At 61.6% G+C, this 19,591-nt stretch carries 17 protein-coding genes; 8 read left to right on the top strand and 9 right to left on the bottom strand.

The genetic code is table 11. The features are described from left to right. Positions 1–38: 38 nt before the first annotated feature. Positions 39–2,330 carry a TonB-dependent siderophore receptor gene (locus P0Y58_25475; protein WEK30202.1) on the bottom strand — a complete coding sequence of 764 codons (2,292 nt, stop codon included), beginning with the start codon at positions 2,328–2,330 and terminating at the stop codon, positions 39–41. Positions 2,331–2,551: 221 nt separating this feature from the next. Between P0Y58_25475 and P0Y58_25470 the strand changes: the two genes are divergently transcribed. The 3 genes from P0Y58_25470 to P0Y58_25460 all read left to right on the top strand — a co-directional run bounded on the left by P0Y58_25470 (position 2,552) and on the right by P0Y58_25460 (position 4,703). Next, positions 2,552–3,232 carry a Fe2+-dependent dioxygenase gene (locus tag P0Y58_25470; GenBank protein ID WEK30201.1) on the top strand — a complete coding sequence of 227 codons (681 nt, stop codon included), beginning with the start codon at positions 2,552–2,554 and terminating at the stop codon, positions 3,230–3,232. Positions 3,233–3,235: 3 nt separating this feature from the next. Further along, positions 3,236–3,985, top strand: a complete 750-nt coding sequence (locus P0Y58_25465; protein WEK30200.1) for a tetratricopeptide repeat protein — start codon at positions 3,236–3,238, stop codon at positions 3,983–3,985. 154 nt (positions 3,986–4,139) lie between these two features. Further along, a complete protein-coding gene (locus P0Y58_25460) occupies positions 4,140–4,703 on the top strand; it encodes a hypothetical protein (GenBank protein ID WEK30199.1) in 564 nt (187 codons plus the stop codon). Positions 4,704–4,730: 27 nt separating this feature from the next. Here P0Y58_25460 and P0Y58_25455 read toward each other — a convergent pair whose 3' ends face one another. Further along, positions 4,731–5,894, bottom strand: coding sequence for a type III PLP-dependent enzyme (locus P0Y58_25455; GenBank protein ID WEK30198.1), 1,164 nt, complete (start codon positions 5,892–5,894; stop codon positions 4,731–4,733). A 493-nt stretch (positions 5,895–6,387) separates the two neighbouring features. Here P0Y58_25455 and P0Y58_25450 point away from each other — a divergent pair, with 493 nt between their 5' ends. The 3 genes from P0Y58_25450 to P0Y58_25440 all read left to right on the top strand — a co-directional run bounded on the left by P0Y58_25450 (position 6,388) and on the right by P0Y58_25440 (position 10,405). After that, positions 6,388–6,885 (top strand): sigma-70 family RNA polymerase sigma factor, encoded by a 498-nt coding sequence (locus P0Y58_25450; protein WEK30197.1) that lies wholly within the window; start codon positions 6,388–6,390, stop codon positions 6,883–6,885. 20 nt (positions 6,886–6,905) lie between these two features. Beyond that, the gene (locus tag P0Y58_25445; protein ID WEK30196.1) at positions 6,906–7,868 is read left to right on the top strand and encodes a FecR family protein; all 963 of its coding nucleotides are present in this window, start codon (positions 6,906–6,908) and stop codon (positions 7,866–7,868) included. A 107-nt stretch (positions 7,869–7,975) separates the two neighbouring features. Next, entirely contained in the window at positions 7,976–10,405 is a 2,430-nt protein-coding gene (locus P0Y58_25440; protein WEK30195.1) for a TonB-dependent siderophore receptor, read from the top strand. Between the two features lie 140 nt (positions 10,406–10,545). On the opposite strand, the gene P0Y58_25435 is transcribed toward P0Y58_25440, so the two are convergent. Genes P0Y58_25435 through P0Y58_25420 form a run of 4 tightly spaced genes read right to left on the bottom strand, consistent with a single transcriptional unit; the run spans position 10,546 to position 13,991 of the window. After that, positions 10,546–11,703: an ABC transporter ATP-binding protein gene (locus P0Y58_25435; GenBank protein WEK30194.1), complete on the bottom strand. Its 1,158-nt coding sequence runs from the start codon at positions 11,701–11,703 to the stop codon at positions 10,546–10,548. Then, complete coding sequence (locus P0Y58_25430) at positions 11,700–12,353, bottom strand: ABC transporter permease (GenBank protein WEK30193.1); 654 nt, start codon at positions 12,351–12,353, stop codon at positions 11,700–11,702. Before P0Y58_25430 ends, P0Y58_25435 begins: the two co-directional genes overlap by 4 nt. Further along, on the bottom strand, positions 12,350–13,264 hold the full coding sequence (locus tag P0Y58_25425; GenBank protein ID WEK30192.1) for a glycine betaine ABC transporter substrate-binding protein: 915 nt from the start codon (positions 13,262–13,264) through the stop codon (positions 12,350–12,352). The genes P0Y58_25430 and P0Y58_25425 overlap by 4 nt, the downstream gene beginning before the upstream one ends. 13 nt (positions 13,265–13,277) lie before the next feature. After that, on the bottom strand, positions 13,278–13,991 hold the full coding sequence (locus tag P0Y58_25420) for an ABC transporter permease (protein ID WEK30191.1): 714 nt from the start codon (positions 13,989–13,991) through the stop codon (positions 13,278–13,280). Positions 13,992–14,388: 397 nt separating this feature from the next. Here P0Y58_25420 and P0Y58_25415 point away from each other — a divergent pair, with 397 nt between their 5' ends. Together P0Y58_25415 and P0Y58_25410 are read left to right on the top strand one after the other, a co-directional pair. After that, the gene (locus tag P0Y58_25415; GenBank protein WEK30190.1) at positions 14,389–14,595 is read left to right on the top strand and encodes a hypothetical protein; all 207 of its coding nucleotides are present in this window, start codon (positions 14,389–14,391) and stop codon (positions 14,593–14,595) included. Positions 14,596–14,952: 357 nt separating this feature from the next. After that, a complete protein-coding gene (locus P0Y58_25410; GenBank protein ID WEK30189.1) occupies positions 14,953–16,536 on the top strand; it encodes a peptide chain release factor 3 in 1,584 nt (527 codons plus the stop codon). Between the two features lie 130 nt (positions 16,537–16,666). Here P0Y58_25410 and P0Y58_25405 read toward each other — a convergent pair whose 3' ends face one another. From P0Y58_25405 to P0Y58_25395, 3 genes are read right to left on the bottom strand one after another with little or no spacing between them, the layout of a single operon-like run. Next, a complete protein-coding gene (locus tag P0Y58_25405) occupies positions 16,667–17,746 on the bottom strand; it encodes a polyamine ABC transporter substrate-binding protein (GenBank protein ID WEK30188.1) in 1,080 nt (359 codons plus the stop codon). 51 nt (positions 17,747–17,797) lie between these two features. Further along, a complete protein-coding gene (locus tag P0Y58_25400; protein ID WEK30187.1) occupies positions 17,798–18,139 on the bottom strand; it encodes a cupin domain-containing protein in 342 nt (113 codons plus the stop codon). Between the two features lie 32 nt (positions 18,140–18,171). Continuing rightward, complete coding sequence (locus P0Y58_25395; GenBank protein WEK30186.1) at positions 18,172–19,578, bottom strand: FAD-binding oxidoreductase; 1,407 nt, start codon at positions 19,576–19,578, stop codon at positions 18,172–18,174. Positions 19,579–19,591 lie beyond the last annotated feature (13 nt).

The raw sequence follows: 19,591 nt of genomic DNA, 5'->3' as shown, positions 1-19,591 counted from the left end.
CCCGCTCATGGGAATGAACGGGGCTCTGGGGTGTTGCTTTAGAAGTGGACGCTGGTGGTCAACAGTGCAGTCCGCCCGGCCGCCTGGTTGGCGAAGTGGGTGGAGAATGCCTTGTCGTAGTACACCTCGTTGGTCAGGTTTTGCACGTTCAGCTGCAGGTCGACGTTCTTGGTCAGCTTGTAGGCGGCCATGGCGTCGTAGCGTACGTAACTGTCGACCATGGTGGTGTTGGCCACGCTGCCGTAGACATCATCCACATAGAACGCGCCGCCACCGATGGTGAACTTCGGCGTGACCTGGTAAGTGGTCCACAGGCTGGCGCTGTTGTTCGGCGTGTTAGGCAGCTGGTTGCCGTCGTTGGCCTTGCCCAGCGGGCCGCCGTCGATCTGGCGAGCCTGCATGTAGGTGTAGCCGGCAAACACTTGCCACTTGTCGGTGATCTTGCCGCTGGCCGACAGCTCGATACCTTGAACGCGGGTTTCGCCGACGTTTTCGTAGGTGGTGGTGTCCACCTGGACGCGGGCGTTTTCCTTCTCGGTGCGGAACAGCGCAGCGGTCAGCGACAGGCGCTGGTCGAGCAGGTCCCACTTGGTACCGATTTCGTAGTTGGTGGTTTCCTCTGGCTCCATGTCGCTGGCCAACAGGTTGCCGTTACGGTCGGTCGAGCCACCCAGCGGGTTACCTTCGGTACCTTCGCCGAGCATCGCGCCTGGTGGCGTTGCGGAGGTGGCGTAGGAGACGTAGATGCTGCCGTTTTCTGCCGGTTTCCACACCAGGCCCAACTGGCCGGTCACGAACTCGCTGACATCCTTGCCTTTGGCAGTGGTGGTGCCTGCGGCGTTGAAGGTCTTGTAGTCGGTGTCGAAGTGGTCGTAGCGCAGGCCCATGTTGACCAGCCACTCGGGGGTCAGCTCCAGGGTGTCGAACACATAGATCGCACGGGTCTTGCTGTTGGTGGTGGTGCCAGCGTAGTTGCGCGAGATGGCGCCGTTCCACGGATCATCCGGGTTCGGGTTGCTCAGCGAGGTGCAGTTGTAGCCGCTGGTAGCGCCGATCATGCCCGGGGTGCAGTTGGTATTGGCTGCGCCGCCAGGCACGGTATCGGTGTCGACGGTGTAGGACGAACGGTCGCTTTCTTCGCGGCTCAGTTCGATACCGGTGGAGAAGCTGTTTTTCATACCACCAACGTAGAACTCGCCGAACAGGTCGGTCTGATTGGTGGTGGTGGCGGTGTTGCCCACACGGCTGTTGGCACGGCGCCAGACGCTGCCGTTGTTGACGTTGCCCTTGCTGTCGTCAGGCTGGGTCAGGATGTAGTCCTGCATGCTGTTGCCGTGACGCAGGGTGTTCTTGATGGTCAGCGCGTCGGTCAGGTCGTGCTCAATGGCGAAGGTGGCGATGTCCACACGGGTCTTGCGGAAGTCGCGACCGGTCAGGCCGTAGAAGTTGTCGCTGTCGCCGCCGTCGTTCGGCTTGCTCGGGTGCGCCGAGGTGCGTCCGCCACTGCCGTTGGTCGGGATTGTGTACGGGATGCCCGAATCTGGCAGGTCGTCGCTTTCCAGGTGGTAGTAGTCGAGGTTGACGCGGGTCGGTGTGCCCAGGCCGAAGGCCAGCGACGGGGCGATACCCCAACGGTCGTAGTTGACCTTGTCGCGGCCGGCGACGTTGCTTTCGTGGGTCATCAGGTTCAGGCGGCCGGCAACGGTATCGCTGAACTGGTAGTTGCCATCGAAGGTGTAGCGTTGGGTCTGGTCACTGCCCCAGGTCCAGGCGCCGTCCAGCGAGTTGCCCAGGTGCGCACGCTTGCTCACCAGGTTGATGGTACCGCCAGCAGCGCCACGGCCACCGATGGCCGAGTTAGGGCCCTTGGCCACTTCCACCGACTCGATGGCGAAGATTTCGCGGGTTTGCGCGCCAGTGTCACGCACGCCGTCCAGATAAGTATCGCCTTGGGCGTCGAAGCCGCGAATGAACGGGCGGTCGCCTTGCGGGTTGCCGCCTTCGCCGGCACCAAAGGTGATGCCAGGTACAGTGCGCAGGGCGTCCTGCAGGGTCAGGGCGTTGGTGTCCTTGATCACTTGCTGCGGGATCACGGTGACCGAGCGCGGGGTGTCCACCAGCGGCGCGGTGTACTTCTGCGAGGCGGCCTTCTCGACCTTGTAATCGGTGCTGGCCTGTTCAGCCTTGCCATTGACGCTGGTTGCGTCGAGCGTGATGGCGCTATTGGCGGCCGGGTCGGCGGCATATACCGACGAAGCGCTGAGGGCAACGCCGATGGCGGTAACGATCAGGCGTGGTGAACTCACTGCAGATGGTACGTACTGGCGCATTGCTTAGGACCTTCCCCAAGGTGTTGAGGCGCCGGATACTAATGTAAGCAATTGTGACTAACAATTGAGATTCGTTACCATTCGTGAAGAATTTACATTCTTTACAATTTCCCTTTACAGTTTTTTCACGCTGAAACGTCTAAAGCGGCGAACGGGGCTTGTGAAGCGCAAAAGGGAATCAATATCATTGCGCCTTTACATTTCCTGACGGTGCTGCTGCCATGCTGCTTCACATCCCCGGCCTGTTCGACGCCGATGAACTGGCCCGTATTCGCGAGGCGCTGGAGCAGGCCGACTGGGCCGATGGCAAGGTGACTGCCGGTTACCAGTCGGCCAAGGCCAAACACAACCTGCAGTTGCCGGAAGGGCACGCTTTGGCCAAGGAAATTGGCACTGCGCTGATCGACCGCCTGTGGAAAACCCCGCGCTTCATGTCCGCGGCCCTGCCGCACAAGGTGTTTCCGCCTTTGATCAACTGCTACCGCGAGGGCGGCAATTTCGGCTTTCACATCGATAACGCCCTGCGCCAGCCCAAAGGCAGCCCGGAGCGGGTGCGTACCGACCTGTCGTCAACGCTGTTCCTTAGCGACCCGGACAGTTACGACGGCGGTGAGCTGGTGATTCAGGACACCTATGGTGTGCAGCAGATCAAGCTGGCTGCCGGTGATCTGGTGCTGTACCCCGGTACCAGCCTGCACAAGGTCAACCCGGTGACCCGAGGCCAGCGTTACGCCGCGTTCTTCTGGACCCAGAGCCTGGTGCGCGAGGACAGCCAGCGTGCGCTGCTGTTCGAGATGGACAATGCCATCCAGCAACTGACTGCCGATGTACCGGAGCACCCTTCATTGCTGCAGCTGACCGGCACCTACCACAACCTGCTACGCCGTTGGGCCGAGGTCTGAGCCGTGTCTTACCTGTTGCGACGTGAGGAAGTGGTGGATGTGGCCGGCTTGCAGGCCATGCTTGAAGAAAGCCCCGGCAAGGCCGCCCAGGCAATTCTGGCAGCGGCGGGGCAGGGCGCGGTCGAGGCGCAGTTGCTGCTGGGGCAGATCCTGCTGGATGGGCGCGGTATCCAGGAAGATGCCACCGTGGCCCGGCGTTGGTTCGGCATTGCCGCACAAGGTGGCAGTGCCATGGCGCACAACATGCTTGGGCGTTGCCTGGAGCATGGCTGGGGTGGTGAGGCGAGCCTGCCGCAGGCCGCTGTGCACTATGCCCGTGCAGCCGACGCCGGACTGGACTGGGGCCTTTACAACCTGGGCAACCTGCTGGCCACCGGGCGCGGGGTGCCGGCCAACCAGACGCAGGCACTGCTGTGCTACGAAAAGGCTGCGCAACTGGGGCATGCCAAGTCGATGAACCTGTACGGGCGCTACCTGGAACAGGGCATAGCCACGGCGCCTAGCCCGGCGCGGGCGGTGCGCTGGTATCGGCGCTCGGCCGAGGCGGGGGACTTTCGCGGCATGTTCAGCCTGGCGCTGGTGCTGTTCGAGCGTGGGCAGGTGGCGGAGGCTGCGCCTTGGCTGGAGCGGGCGCGGGTTGAGGGCAACATGAACTTCCTGCGCGCTGCCTTGGTGACCTTGCAAGGTGCGGGGCCGCTGTTCATGGCCTTTGCCGGTCGGTATGCCGAGGAGATCGAGCGCCGCGAAGCCTGAGGTTGGCTGCATTGGCCCCGCCGGCAAGCCAGCTTATGGTCGATGGGGCCAGTAGAGGGCCACGGGGAAGGAGTTGTAACTGCGATCATGGTTGCGCCACGTTTACTTTCCGCCTGTCGGCAACATCAGCCGTCGAGAGCGTGAGGAAACGTTTATGAAAAACCTGATCAAAGACGAAGCACAGGTGCGCTTGTGGTTGACTCGAGAGGGCCACATTTACCCGATCTGTATCAACGACAGCGGGTTCATGCAGGTTGTCGAAAACGATGTAGCAGGTGAGATTTTCACCCTCATTGCCTGGGAGCATCCTGCAATCGGCGGGGATCTTGCGTATGAGATACACACCGAGTCGGGTAAGCAGATAACCGGTGCGGGTGGCAATGCCCTGCAAGAGGCAAGCGAACTGATGCCATGGCCAGTACCTGCGTTCCGTATCGTCAATCAGAACGTCAGCTTCGAACATCCGCGGTTGTACGGCATCCGGTTGCAAACGCTGGATTCGCGTTTTGTCTCGGCTAACGACCGAGTAGGCACCACTTCCAGGGTGAAAAGGAGTGCCAGCTCATGGTCTGACTTGTTCTCCATTTCGCCCTACAAGACAGTTACCCGATACCACTCCGAGCCTGGGCTGCAACTCCGTATGCTGGAAACCGAAGAAGCGCAGCCCGGTGATTTCCTGCTGGAGTGGATCGACACATCCGCTGTGGGCGAGCCATGAAAAAAGGGGCTTTCGCCCCTTTTCTGTTTACAGGTAGTAGGCCTTCAGCGGCGGGAAGCCGTTGAACTCCACTGCGCTGTAGCTGGTGGTGTAGGCACCGGTCGACAACCAGTACAGGCGGTCACCGATGGCCAGGTTCAGGGGCAGGCCGTACTTGTAGTTTTCGTACATGATGTCGGCGCTGTCGCAGGTCGGGCCAGCGATGACAACCTCTTCGGTTTCGCCTTTCTTCTCGGTCCAGATCGGGAACTTGATGGCTTCGTCCATGGTTTCGATCAGGCCGGAGAACTTGCCCACGTCGGTGTAGATCCAGCGCTCGACAGCAGTGCGCGACTTGCGCGCCACCAGCACCACTTCGCTGACCAGGATACCGGCGTTGGCAATCAGCGAACGGCCTGGCTCCAGGATGATTTCCGGCAGGTCGTCGCCGAAATCTTCCTTCAGGAAGCGAATGATCTCTTCGGCGTAGGTTTCCAGGCTGTTGGTACGGGTGATGTAGTTGGCCGGGAAGCCGCCACCCATGTTGATCAGCTTCAGTTCAATGCCGTCTTCTTCTTTCAGGCGCTCGAAGATCACTTTGACCTTGGCGATGGCGGCATCCCACACGCTGATGTCGCGCTGCTGCGAGCCCACGTGGAAAGAAATGCCGTAAGGCACCAGGCCCAGGTCGCGGGCAAGGATCAGCAGGTCCATGGCCATGTCGGTCTGGCAGCCGAATTTACGCGACAGCGGCCAGTCGGCAGTGGTCGAGCCTTCGGTCAGGATACGGACATACACTTTCGAGCCCGGCGCGGCCTTGGCGATGTTGCGCAGGTCGGCTTCCGAGTCGGTAGAGAACAGGCGCACGCCTTTCTCGTAGAAGTAGCGGATGTCCTTGGACTTCTTGATGGTGTTGCCGTAGCTGATACGGTCGGCGCTGACGCCGCGGTCGAGCACCTTGTCCAGCTCGTAGATCGAGGCGATGTCGAAGCTCGAACCTTTCTCTTTTAGCAGGTCGATGATTTCAACGGCCGGGTTGGCCTTGACGGCGTAGTAGACCTTGGCGAATTCGAAACCGGCGCGCAGGTCGTCATAGGCCTGGCTGATCATCTGGGTGTCGATGACCACGAACGGGGTTTCTTGCTTGTCGGCGAACGCCTTCATTTTCTGGAAGGTGTCACGCGCGAAATAATCTTCGACCTGGATCGACATGCTCAGGGACTCCATGGGCAAACTGAAAAAATAAGTGGCTGCAAACTGAACGTCCTCCGTATCCCCACTTTGGTTCGCCTACTCAGTACTTGAGCCGGATGGATCGTTTCCAGCATGGACGTTCGGCGCGCACTTTAGGGCGTGAAGAATGCAGAATCAACAGGCAATCCGGGCGTGATCGACGCGGATCGACGATCTGCCATTGAATAACCGACTCGTGTGACGCCCTGATGTTCCCCATGATGTTTCAGGCGTAAAAAATTGTGGAATGGACCGTGTTGGGGCCTTCGCGGGTAAACCCGCTCCTACAGGGTTTTCGCGCTCTCTGTGCGAGCGGGGTTACCCGCGAAGGGGCCAGAGGTGTTCATATTTATGGCCACATTTTCCTGGTACTCACGTACAGGAAATTCCGCATAAAATTTTTGTTACCGACTGGCGGATTTGCTGGTTTTGATGAGAAACATTACTATTCGCACCCTTATCCGCCTCCCTGATGACCCCGACCGTGTCCGGACACAAAGGCTTCCTCGACCATTACCATGAGCTGATCGGCACCTGGACGCGCAAACTGCGCAGTCGTCAGCAGGCCGAGGACCTCACCCACGATGCCTTTGTCCGGGTACTGGAAAACCCGCGCGACGAGGTCGAGCAGCCGCGCGCCTACCTGCACCAGACCGCACGCAACATTGCCGTGGACGGCTTTCGCCGCGAAGACCGCCGCCAGGCCCTGGCGCTGGAAGCCTTCGACGAGGGCACAACCGGCAGTGGTGACCCGGAAGCCTACGTGCATGCGCTGGAGTTGGCCGACAGCGTCGAGCGGGCGCTGGCCGAGTTGCCGCTCAACTGCCGGCAGGTGTTCATCTGGCAGAAGCTCGAAGGGCTGACCCAGGCCGAGATCGCCGAGCGCATGGGGTTGAGCAAGAACATGGTCGAAAAGTATATGATCCGCACGCTGCGGCACTTGCGTGAGCACCTGGATGTGTCGGCATGATGAGTCAGGAGACCTTTTCGATGAAACAGCACGGTAGCGACACCGTCCGCGAGCAGGCGGCCGCATGGTTTGCCCGCGTGCAGGATGCGCCGCGCGATGCCGGGCTGCAGAAACAGTTGCGGGCCTGGTTGGCGAGTGACGAGCGGCATCGGGACGAGTACGAACACCTCAGCCGCGTATGGCAGGCCGCCGATTTCATCCCACGCCAGCGCCTTGAAGCGTTGTGCCAGCCGGACCCGGTGCAGCAGTTGCCACGTCGGCGTTTCGTACATCAGGCCCTGGCTGCCACTGTCGCGGTAGTGGCGTTGGGCTTGGGCTGGGGCGGCTGGCACTACCAGCAACTGAATCACCAGGCGGGCTTGCAGACGGCCTTCAATGAACGCCGCCAGGTCGAACTCCCAGATGGCTCGCACCTCGAACTCAATGGCAGCACACAGCTGCAGGTCGATTTCAGCGCCGGCCAGCGGCATATCCGCCTCAATGCCGGCGAGGTGATGTTCAGCGTCGCCCACGACAGTGACAGGCCGTTTGTGGTCGACACCGCCCAAGGCCGTGTGACGGTAACCGGTACCCGCTTTGACGTACGCCTGGACCCGGCCAGCACCCGGGTGGCGGTGGAACAGGGCTCGGTGCGTGTGCAGGGCAAGGGTGACGCGCTGGCGCAGCTCACGGCCGGCCAGGGCACGCATATAGACGCACAAGGCAGGGTGACCGCCCCCTATGCAGTCAATACCGCCGCCGTGACTGCCTGGCGCCAGGGCAAGCTGGTGTTTGACAACGCCACCCTCGCCGAGGTGGTGGCCGAAGCCTCGCGCTACCGTAGCCAACCCTTGCGCGTAGCCCCAGGCAAAGTCGCCCAGATGCGCCTTTCGAGCACCTTCAGCACCGAAGACACCGACGCACTGTTACGGGCCTTGCCGAGCATCCTGCCGGTGGCCATCAAGGCCCATGAAGACGGCTCGCGCGAAATAATCGCGAAATAGATTCAGGTTTTTTTTCGCTCGTTCGTCTTCCTCGCCAGCTGCAACTGCCAAGCATTTCCATTTGCACGCGGTTGGCGTTTATTCCGCACTCAGGAAGTCTCGACGACGTGAACAACAACAAGTCTTTCCCACGCTTTCGCGCCCTGGCGCTGGCCATGGCGGTCGGTGCCGTGGCCATCAACAGCCAGGCCGCACAGGCCGGCAACTCCATCCAGATCCAGGCTCAACCGCTGGCTTCGGCGCTGAACCAGCTGGGTCAGCAGACCAACCTGCAGCTGTTTTTCAGCCCCGAACTGGTGGCTGGCAAACAGGCCCCGGCGGTGTCTGGCAACCTGGCGCCGGTGCAAGCGTTGCAACAGTTGTTGCAAGGCAGTGGGCTGACCTTCGAGATGTCCCAGGACACCGTCGTGGTAAAGCCGCTGCCGACTACCGTTGACCTGGGCAACGGTAGCCTGGAGCTGGCGCCCACCGATATCAAGGTGGTCGGCGACTGGTTGGGCGACGCGCAGCAGAGCGTGGTGCAGAACCACCCCGGCGCGCGCACCGTGGTGCGCCGCGAGGCGATGGTGGAGAAGGGCGCGATGAACGTGCGCGATGTACTGCGCGGCATCCCGGGTGTGCAGGTGCAGGACTCCAACGGCACCGGCGGCAGTGACCTGTCGTTGAACGTGGGCGTGCGCGGCCTGACCTCGCGCCTGTCGCCGCGCTCCACCGTATTGATCGACGGTATTCCGGCTGCCTTCGCGCCGTATGGCCAGCCACAGTTATCGATGGCGCCGATTTCCTCGGGCAACCTCGACAGCATCGACGTGGTGCGAGGGGCCGGCTCGGTGCGCTATGGCCCGCAGAACGTGGGTGGGGTGATCAACTTCGTCACCCGGGCGATTCCGGAGAAGGCGTCGGCGGAACTGTCCACCACTTTGGAAACCTCCCAGCACGGCGGCTGGAAACACACCGAGTCGGCCTTCGTTGGCGGTACGGCGGATAACGGCATGGGCGTGGCGCTGTTGTACACCGGTGTCAACGGCAACGGTTACCGTGAAAGCAACAATGGCAACGACATCGACGACGTCATCCTCAAGACCCACTGGGCACCTACCGACGTTGATGAGTTCTGGCTCAACTTCCATTACTACGATGGCCGCGCCGACATGCCCGGCGGCCTGACCCAGGCCCAGTACGACAGCAACCCGTATCAGTCTGTGCGCGACTACGACTACTTTTCTGGTCGGCGCAAGGACGTTTCGTTCAAGTGGCAGCGTCAGCTCGACGATGCCACCCAGTTCGAAGTGCTGACTTACTACACCGACAGCTTCCGCGGCAGCGCCATTGCCGCGCGCGACATGAAGACCCTGTCGTCGTACCCGCGCAACTACCACACCTTCGCCATCGAGCCACGGGTGTCACGCATCTTCTTTGCCGGCCCCACTACTCAGGAAGTCAGCGTGGGTTACCGCTACCTGAAGGAAGCGATGCGTGAACAGTCGACCCGCCTGGCGCTGATCGACAACGTGCCGACCGTGACCCCGACCTCTGACGGCCACGTGTTCCAGGACCGCAGCGGCGGTACCGAGGCCAGCGCCTACTATATTGACGACAAGATTGATGTGGGCAACTGGACCATCACACCGGGCATCCGCTTCGAGCACATCAATACCGACTGGCGCGACCGCCCGGTGCTGGATGCCAACAACCGCCCGGTGGTGGAGAAAAAGCGCAGCATCAGTAGTAACGAGCCGTTGCCGGCGCTGAGCGTGATGTACCACATCTCCGATGCGTGGAAAGTGTTCGCCAACTACGAAACATCGTTCGGCAGCCTGCAGTATTTCCAGCTGGGCCAGGGCGGTATCGGCAACAGCACGGCCAATGGCCTGGAGCCGGAAAAAGCCAAGACCTACGAAATCGGCACGCGCTATGACGATGGCGGCTTCGCCGGTGAGCTGACCGCGTTCTACATCGACTTTGATGATGAACTGCAGTACATCAGCAACGATGTGGGCTGGACCAACCTCGGAGCGACCAAGCACCAAGGTATCGAGGCTTCGGTGCGCTATGACCTGGTCGGGCTGGACCCGCGTCTGGAGGGGCTGTCGGTGAGTGGTGGCTACACCTTCACCCGAGCAACGTATGAAGGTGAGATTCCGGGCTTCAAGGGCCGTGACTTACCGTTCTATTCACGTCAGGTGGCCACGGCCGGTGTGCGTTACGCAGTCAACCGCTGGACCTGGAACCTGGACGCCTATGCCCAGTCCAAGCAGCGCGCACCGGGGACCGGGATCAATGCTGATGGCAGCTTCAATGGCGATTACATCACCGACCCGAGTGCGGATGGGCAGTATGGTGATATTCCGGGTTACGTGACCTGGCATGCCCGTGGCGGGTATGAGTTCGGGCCAGAGATGTCCAACCTGAAGTTGGCGGCGGGGGTGAAGAACCTGTTCGACAAACAGTACTTCACCCGTTCCAGCGACAACAATTCCGGCTTGTATGTCGGTGAGCCGCGGACGTTTTATGTGCAGGCCAGCGTAGGGTTCTGATCCGGGATCGCAGGGGCCGCTTTGCGCCCCATTCGCGGGACAAGCCCGCTCCCACAGGTACAGCGCAAGTCTTGAGATTGACGCTGTACCTGTGGGAGCGGGCTTGTCCCGCGAATGGGGCGCAAAGCGCCCCCAGCTTTCTAGGAAACCACCGCCTCTGCCGGCGAGACGATGCTGGTCTTGGCCCCGCGAGACCGCCCCGAACTCAGGTAAGCGGCAATCGACTCCTGTGTCACCTCGCCCAAAAACACCTGCTCGGCATCCAGCACCGGCAACCAAGCGCGGTTGAACTCGTACATGCGCGACAGCAGGATGCGCAAATGCTCATCATGCGAGGCCGTGGCATTGAACGGCCGCAGGAAGTCGCCACAGGTACCTTGCTGGCGGTGCATGTCACGCCGGCGCACATAACCCAGTGCCTTGTTCTGTGCATCGGTCACCACCACGTAGCGGCGGTCGTGCTCATCCAGCAACTCCAGGGCATCGCTCACGGACGTTTCCGGGCTTACCGACGGGGCGTTGTCCGCCGCATCCTCGGCACGCACCAGCAACAGGCGCTTGAGCGTGCTGTCCTGGCCAACGAAGTTGCTGACGAAATCATCCACCGGGTGCGCCAGCAGTGTGTCCGGATGGTCCAGCTGCAAGAGTTTACCGGCACGGAAGATGGCAATCTTGTCGCCCAGCTTGATCGCCTCGTCGATGTCGTGGCTGACCATGATCACGGTCTTGTTCAGCGCCCGCTGCATCTCGAAGAACTCGTTCTGGATCATTTCGCGGTTGATCGGGTCGACCGCGCCGAACGGCTCGTCCATCAACAGTACCGGCGCTTCTGCCGCCAGCGCGCGGATCACGCCGATGCGCTGTTGCTGGCCGCCCGACAGTTCGCGCGGGTAGCGCTGCAGGTATTGCTTGGGTTCGAGCTTGATCATGTGCATCAGCTCGCGGGCACGTTCGTGGCACTTTTGCTTGTCCCAGCCGAGCAGGCGCGGGACCACGGTGATGTTCTCTTCGATGGTCATGTTGGGGAACAGGCCGATCTGCTGGATCACATAACCGATATGGCGGCGCAGGGTCACTTCGTCCAGCCCCGTGGTGTCTTCGCCATTGATGAACACCTGGCCCGAGGTCGGCGTGATCAGGCGGTTGATCATTTTCAGCGTGGTGCTTTTGCCGCAGCCCGAGGGGCCGAGGAACACGCAGATTTCCCCTTCGTTGACGGTGAGGCTTACCGCGTCGACGGCTTTGACGTCCTTGCCGTTGACGTTGAAGGTTTTGCTGAGGTTCTTCAGTTCGATCATGGGCGCAGTCCTTCTGGAGTCAGGGCACGTTGCAGGGTTTGCAGGAGCAGGTCGGCGATGATGGCCAGCAGGCTGACCAGCACGGCGCCGACCAGCAGCATCGACATGTCGCTGCGGCTGATGGAGGTGAGAATGAGTACGCCCAGGCCACCGGCGCCGATAGTGGCGGCAATGGTCATGACGCCGATGTTCATCACCACTGCAGTGCGCACGCCGGCGAGGATCACCGGCACCGCGATAGGCAGCTCGACCATGCGCAGGCGCTGGCCGAAGGTCATGCCAATGCCGCGCGCGGCTTCACGGATGCCGGGCTCGACGTTGGTCAGCGCCAGGTAGGTGTTGCGCATGATCGGCAGCAGCGAGTACAGGAACACTGCCGTGATCGCGGGGAGTGGTCCCAGGCCTTGACCGAACTTCGAGTAGAAAGGCAGCAGCAGGCCGAACAGGGCGATCGAGGGGATGGTCAGCAGCACCGTTGCGCTGGCCTGCAGCGGGCCGGCGAGGGTCGGGAAACGGGTCATCAGGATGCCCAGCGGCACGCCAACCAGGATGGCCAGGCTAACGGCAATGCCCACCAGCATGATGTGCTGCCAGGTCAGTTGCAGCACCTGGGCCCAGTCCAGGTGGTTGAAGGTATCGATCAGGCTCATGGCTGGCCCTCGCTGTTCAGTGGGTGCTCACGCAGGAAGGCGGCGGCCACGGCGGTCGGGTTCTGGTGTTCGACGTCGACCTTGGCGTTGAGCTGGCGCATGGTGTCGTCATCCAGCTGCTCGGCCAGTGGCTTGAGCAGGCCGGCGAGCTGCGGGTTGGCGTCGAGCACCGCTTTACGCACCACGGGCGCTGCGGTGTAGTCGGGGAAGTAGTGCTTGTCGTCTTCCAGCAGCTTGAGGTTGAACGCACTCAGGCGGCCGTCGGTGGTGTACACCAGCCCGGCGAATACCTGGTTGTTGCGCATGGCGGTGTACACCAGGCCACCGTCCATCTGGCGGATGTTATGCCGGTCCAGAGGCAAGCCGTACATTTCGCGCAGCCCGACCAGGCCGTCGGGGCGGTTGGCGAACTCGGTGTCCAGTGCCACCAGGTGGTTGCGCCGGCTTTCGTCACGCAGTACCTGGTTGAGGTCGCTGATGGTGTTGACTTGCGGGTAGGCCTCGGCCACCTGCTTGGGCAGCCCCAGCGCGTAGGTATTGCTGAACTTCGACGGGGTCAGCCAGACCAGGTCCTTTTTTGCATCCAGCGCCTTCACCCGGGCGAAGGTGGCTTCGGCGCTGGGCATGCGCTCGTCGATATGGTTGTACGACACCAGCGACACGCCGGTGTATTCCCACATCAGGTCGAGCTGGCCGGTTTCCTGGGCCTGGCGCGCAATGTTGCTGCCAAGGCCGGTGGTGACACGCACGTCGAAGCCGTTGGCGCGCAGGTATTGCGCTGTGATTTCGGCGAGCACGGTCTGTTCGGTGAACACCCGCGCACCAATGCGGACCAGCGGTTTTTCCACTGCCTGGGCAAATCCTGCGAACAGCAGGGCCGCGCCCAGCAGCAAGGCGATTCTCTTGTTCATACGTTCCCTATTCTTAGTGGGCCAGGCCACGTTCCAGCCAGCGCTTGCTGGAGAAACTCACCGCCGCGTCCAGCACCAGTGCCAGCAGCGCGGTGCAGGCGGCACCCAGCAGCAGCTGTGGCTGGTTGTTCAGGGCGATGCCGGGGAAGATCAGGCTGCCCAGGCTGTTGGCACCGATCAGAAACGCCAGCGGCGCGGTGCCTACGTTCAATGCCAGGGCCACGCGTACACCACCGACGATGATCGGTACGGCGTTGGGCAGTTCCACCTGCCAGAGTTGCTGGCGCGGGGTCATGCCGATGCCGGTGGCGGCTTCCTTGAGCGAGGCGGGGACGTTTTTCAGGCCTTCGTAGGTGTTGCGCACGATGGGCAGGAGAGAGGCGAGGAACAGCGCGAAGATCGCAGGCCCGGCGCCGATGCCCAGGATACTGAGCGCGATGGCCAGGACGGCCAGGGGAGGGATGGTGTTGCCAACGTTGAAGAACTGCATGAAGCGCTCGGCTTTGTCGACCCGGTGCGGTCGACTGAGCGCAATGCCAGCCGGGATGCCCACGGCCAACGCCGACGCCATCGAAGCCAGCACCAGAACCAGGTGCGCTTGCAGGTAGAACCCAAGATCGTCGCGATAACGCGCGATCGTGTCGATGCCGATCCAGTGGATCAGCAGGGCCAGGATGACGAGCACGGTGGCGCATCCCAACAGCCCTTTACCGTAGCGTTTAGCCACAGGCGGACTCCTTGTGTTGTCGGCGAGCACACTTCTTTTTTGCCGGCCAGTCCTGGCGGCGGTTGGTGTGTTCGCGAGTAGCAGCGAGATGCAAGCCGAAGGCTGCGATCAGGCCATGAGCCGAACCCCGTCGGGCCCGAAAATGCTGATGAAACCAGTCCCCAACCGAAGCGGGTTGCAGGGGAGTGGACGTCTCCGTGGGCGTAAAGGTTCCCATCTGAGGCGGCATTTGGCCAGCGTTAATCACTGGGGCTGCGGATTTTTCACACGAAAATTAAGCGCGAATCCTACTTCATGGCGTTGAATTACCTGCTATCGCGACGTCTGTCGCAAGTTCAGGATTTGGATGGAAATTTTTCATATTGAGGAGATGGGTATGGGTAATCAGGAGACTCAAATGGATGAAGCGATTCTTGGTGAGCTTCGAAGGCAGCTGGGCATTGAGGGTGATTCAGTAAACGAGGGAAAGCTGGAAGACATGCCCTTGTCGAAGTTGCGCAGACACCTTGAGGTACTGGGGGCGAATCTTGAATTGATAGTGCACCTTCCTGGGGACGTGAAGATCACATTGCGGGGCTTGGATGAATTGAGTAATGGCATCTGAGTGTGGGGCGGTCGATCTTCATGGGTGTTGAGATCGAGCGCCGCCCGCGCGGCGCATCGCGAGCTACGCTCGCTCCTACGTTTGTTTCGGGCCAATTTATCCTGTGGGTTTTGCGCGAACGCATTGGCGCACGGCACGATATCGCGACGTACGAACAGGGCGGTCGCGCGCGCCTGTCACAGGCGTTACTGGCCAAAAACAAACGTAGGAGCGAGCGCAGCTCGCGATGCGCCGCGCGGGCGGCGCTTGATCTCGCAGGCGACAAACGGCTACCGACATGCACCTTGGATTTTGGTCCCCGCCCAATTTCAGGTATGATATCGCCCCTTTTTGAATCCCCCAGTCAGGCGATTTCCCATGACCAACCAGGCCGCCGAAGTCGCGAAGCGCCGCACTTTCGCAATCATTTCCCACCCCGACGCCGGTAAGACCACCATCACCGAGAAGCTGCTGCTGATGGGCAAGGCCATTGCCGTCGCCGGTACCGTGAAGTCGCGCAAGTCCGACCGCCACGCCACCTCCGACTGGATGGAAATGGAGAAGCAGCGCGGCATCTCCATCACCACCTCGGTGATGCAGTTCCCGTATCGCGAGCACATGATCAACCTGCTCGACACCCCCGGCCACGAAGACTTCTCGGAAGACACCTACCGCACCCTGACCGCGGTTGACTCGGCGCTGATGGTGCTCGATGGCGGTAAAGGTGTAGAGCCACGTACCATCGCCCTGATGGACGTGTGCCGCTTGCGCGATACGCCAATCGTCAGCTTCATCAACAAACTCGACCGTGACATTCGCGACCCGATCGAATTGCTCGACGAGATCGAGGCGGTGCTGAAGATCAAGGCTGCGCCGATCACCTGGCCGATTGGTTGCTACCGTGATTTCAAGGGTGTGTACCACCTGCAAGGCGACTACATCATCGTCTACACCCCGGGCCACGGCCATGAGCGTACCGAGGTGAAGATCATCGAAAAGCTCGACTCCGATGAAGCTCGCGCGCACCTGGGTGACGAATACGATCGCTTCCTCGAACAGCTTGAGCTGGTACAGGGTGCATGCCATGAGTTCGATCAGGACGAATTCATCAATGGCCAACTGACCCCGGTGTTCTTCGGTACTGCACTGGGCAACTTCGGTGTCGACCATGTGCTCGATGCCGTTGTCGACTGGGCACCGCGCCCGCTGGCCCGTGTCGCCCACGAGCGCACCGTTGAGCCGGTGGAAGACAAGTTCACAGGCTTCGTGTTCAAGATTCAGGCGAACATGGACCCGAAACACCGCGACCGCATCGCCTTCATGCGTATCTGCTCGGGCAAGTACGAAAAGGGCATGAAGATGCGCCACGTGCGTACCGGCAAGGACGTGCGCATCGGTGACGCACTGACTTTCTTCTCCTCCGAGCGTGAGCAGCTGGAAGAGGCCTTTGCCGGCGACATCATTGGCCTGCACAACCACGGCACCATCCAGATTGGCGACACCTTCACCGAGGGTGAGGCGCTGGGCTTCACGGGTATCCCGCACTTCGCCCCGGAGCTGTTCCGCCGCGTGCGCCTGAAGGACCCGCTCAAGTCCAAGCAGCTGCGCCAGGGCCTGCAGCAGTTGGCCGAAGAGGGCGCGACCCAGGTCTTCTTCCCCGAGCGCAGCAACGACATCATCCTCGGTGCGGTCGGTGTGCTGCAGTTCGATGTGGTCGCCAGCCGCCTGAAGGAAGAGTACAAGGTCGAATGCGCCTACGAACCGATCACCGTGTGGTCGGCGCGCTGGATCAGCTGTGATGACAAGAAGAAGCTCGAAGAATTCCAGACCAAGGCCATGGAGAACCTGGCCATCGACGGTGGTGGGCACCTGACTTACCTGGCGCCGACCCGGGTCAACCTGGCGCTGATGGAAGAGCGCTGGCCAGACGTCAAGTTCCGCGCTACCCGCGAGCACCACTGATTGCAGAATTGGGGCTGCTTGCAGCCCTTCGCGGGCACGCCCGCTCCCACAGGTACTGCACAGCTTTCAAGAGCAGTGAGTAACCTGTGGGAGCGGGCGTGCCCGCGAAGGGCCGCAAAGCGGCCCCATTTCAGTTTCCTGCTTTGATACTGGTCCAGATCCGGGTACGAATGCGGTCGATCTTCGCCGGCATTGCTTCCAGGGCATACAACTTGCCCATCATGTCTTCGCTCGGGTAAATCATCGTATTGCCCTTCATTGCCGAGTCTACCAGCCCGTCCGCCTTGAGGTTGCCGTTGGCGTACTGCACATGGTTGCTGATGTTGGCCATCACTTCCGGCTGCAGCAGGTAATTCATGTAGGCGTAGCCGGCTTTCTCGTCCGGCGCATCGGCCGGCATGGCGACCATGTCGAACCACATCGGCGCGCCTTCCTTGGGTATTGAATAGCCTACCTTTACCCCGTTCTTCGCCTCTTCGGCACGGTTCTTCGCCTGCAACACATCCCCCGAGAAGCCCACCACCACGCAGATATCGCCGTTAGCCAAGTCGCCGGTGTACTTCGATGAATGGAAGTAGCTGATATACGGCCGCACCTGCATCAGCAGTGCCTTGGCCTTTTCGTAGTCCGCCGGGTTCTGGCTGTGGTGCGGCAAGCCAAGGTAGTGCAGGGCAATCGGCAGCAGCTCGGGGCCGTTATCCAGCACCGCGACGCCGCAGCTTTTCAGCTTGCTCATGTATTCGGGCTTGAAGATCAGATCCCATGAGTCCACCGGTGCGTTGTCGCCAAGCACGGCCTTGACCTTGTCGATGTTATAGCCGATTCCGGTACTGCCCCACAGGTACGGGAAGCCGTACTGGTTGCCCGGGTCGTTCACCTCCAGCGCCTTCAGCAGCACCGGGTTGAGGTTGTGCCAGTTGGGCAGTTGCGACTTGTCCAGACGCTTCAGGGCCTTGCCCTGGATCTGCCGGGCCATGAAGTGGTTGGAGGGGAACACCACATCGTACCCGGAGTTGCCGGTCATCAGCTTGCCGTCGAGGGTCTCGTTGCTGTCGTACACGTCGTAGGTGGGCACGATGCCGCTGGTTTGCTGGAAGTTTTTCAGCGTGTCGGGGGCGACGTAGCTGGACCAGTTGTAGATCTTCACCGTTTCGGCGGCGCCGGCCACGCTGGCGGCCAGCATCAGGGGGGCGAGGAGAAGCGTGCGCATGTCGGGTTACCTTGCTTTGTCTGTTGTTATCGAAGGCAGGCGATCAGCGGATCAGAAGATAAGTACGTAGGTCTTGCGCACGGTCTCCTGGATATCCCAGGTGCCGGTGCTGTTGGCCGGTAGCATCAGTGCGTCTCCGGCTTCTATGACCAGGGGCTCGCCACCGTCGGGGGTGAAAGTGCAGCGGCCCTTGATGAAATGGCAGAACTCCTGCTGCACGATCTGCCGCCGCCAGCGCCCGGGGGTGCACTCCCAGATGCCGGTTTCGACGCCATCGCTGCGTTCCACGCAGGTGACCGAAGTCACCGCTACGGGTTCGCCGAGCGGCACTGCTACCGGGTTGGAGCTATCAAGTACGGCGCTTTCGGTGTTCTTGAACTGGGTAATGCTCATGACCGGTGGGTCCTGTGTCTGGGAAAGGGAAGTCAGTGCATGAAGCCTTCCATGAAGTCCGCAAGGTTGCTGGCCAAGCGCCGTCTCCAGGGCGCGCTGGCGGGGTTGGCGAGGGTCCGGTCCTCTTGGATAAAGCTTTGGATGATTGCGTTGTAGCCCAGCCAGCGGCAGGGCTCGGGTGGCCAGCTGGCCAGGCTGGAAACCGGGCGGTTGTCGAGTACCCAGGGCTGTGCGGTCAATTCGTTTTGCTGGTTGAGGATTAGCGCGGCCAGGGTGCGCCCGCCCAGGTTGGTGGCGCCGACCCCTTCACCGCCGTAACCACCGGCCAAGGCGATGCCGCGCTGGCGGTCGCAGAGCATGTGCGGGCGAAAGCGCCGCGCCATGCCCAGGTTGCCACCCCAGGAGTGGGTGATGCGCACGTGTTTGAGCTGCGGGAACAGTTCACTGAACAGGTAGCGGCGCAGCTCGATTTCGTGCTCGTCGAGGTTGAAGTTTTCCCGCAGGCGGCCACCGAAGCGGTAACCACCGCGTGCGCCGAAGACCAGGCGGTTGTCGGCGGTACGCTGGCCATAGGTGACCTGGCGGCTGCTCTCGCTGAAGGCCTGGCCCTGGCTGAGGCCGATTTGCTCCCAGGTCGATTCCGGCAGCGGCTCGGTGGCCACCAGCAAGCTCTGTACTGGCAGCTGGTGCTTGCCCAGTGGCGGCAGGCTGGCAGCGTAGCCTTCAACGGCGGGCACCATCCACTGGCAGCGTATCCGCGCCAACGGGGTACGTACTTCGCCGGGTTGCCAGTCGATTGCCGGGGTGTTCTCGTAGATTGGCACGCCCAGCGCTTCCACCGCCCGCGCCAAGCCGCGCACCAGTTTGGCCGGCTGGATGGTCGCGGTGTGCGGGCTGTAGATGGCACCAAATGCATTACTGACCCGCAGCTGGTTTTCCAGTTGCTCGGGGCGCAGCCAGCGATAGTCGTCTTCGGTCATGCCTTGGCGATACAAGTCGTCAAGGTAGGCGCGCAGGCTGCGCTCCTGCTCTGGGTAGCGCGCGGCGCAGTACAGCACGCCGCCCTTGCGGTAATCGCAGTCGATGCCTTCGCGTTGCAGCACGCCGTGCACTTCATCGGGAATGCCGTGCAGCAGGTCGATGCTGCTGCGCCGCTGTTGTGGCGACAGGGTGGCGAGCAGGCGGTCCTCACCCAGCAGGTTGCCCATCAGCCAGCCGCCATTGCGCCCTGAAGCGCCGAAGCCGGCGATGTTGGCGTCGATCACCGCGATGTTCAATTGCGGCGCCTGGCGCTTGAGGTAGTAGGCGGTCCACAAACCGGTGTAGCCGGCGCCGATGATGCACACATCCACGTCCAGGTCTTCACGCAGGGCCGGGCGGGCGCACAGCGGCTCGTCGAGCTGGTCCATCCACAGGCTTAGCGTGCGTAGGGGTTGCATCGGGTTCGGCTCC

The sequence above is a fragment of the Candidatus Pseudomonas phytovorans genome, from assembly GCA_029202525.1.
Classification (GTDB): domain Bacteria; phylum Pseudomonadota; class Gammaproteobacteria; order Pseudomonadales; family Pseudomonadaceae; genus Aquipseudomonas; species Aquipseudomonas phytovorans.
The sequence above is the reverse complement of the archived record's forward strand: the minus strand, read 5'-3'. Positions and strand labels throughout refer to the sequence as shown.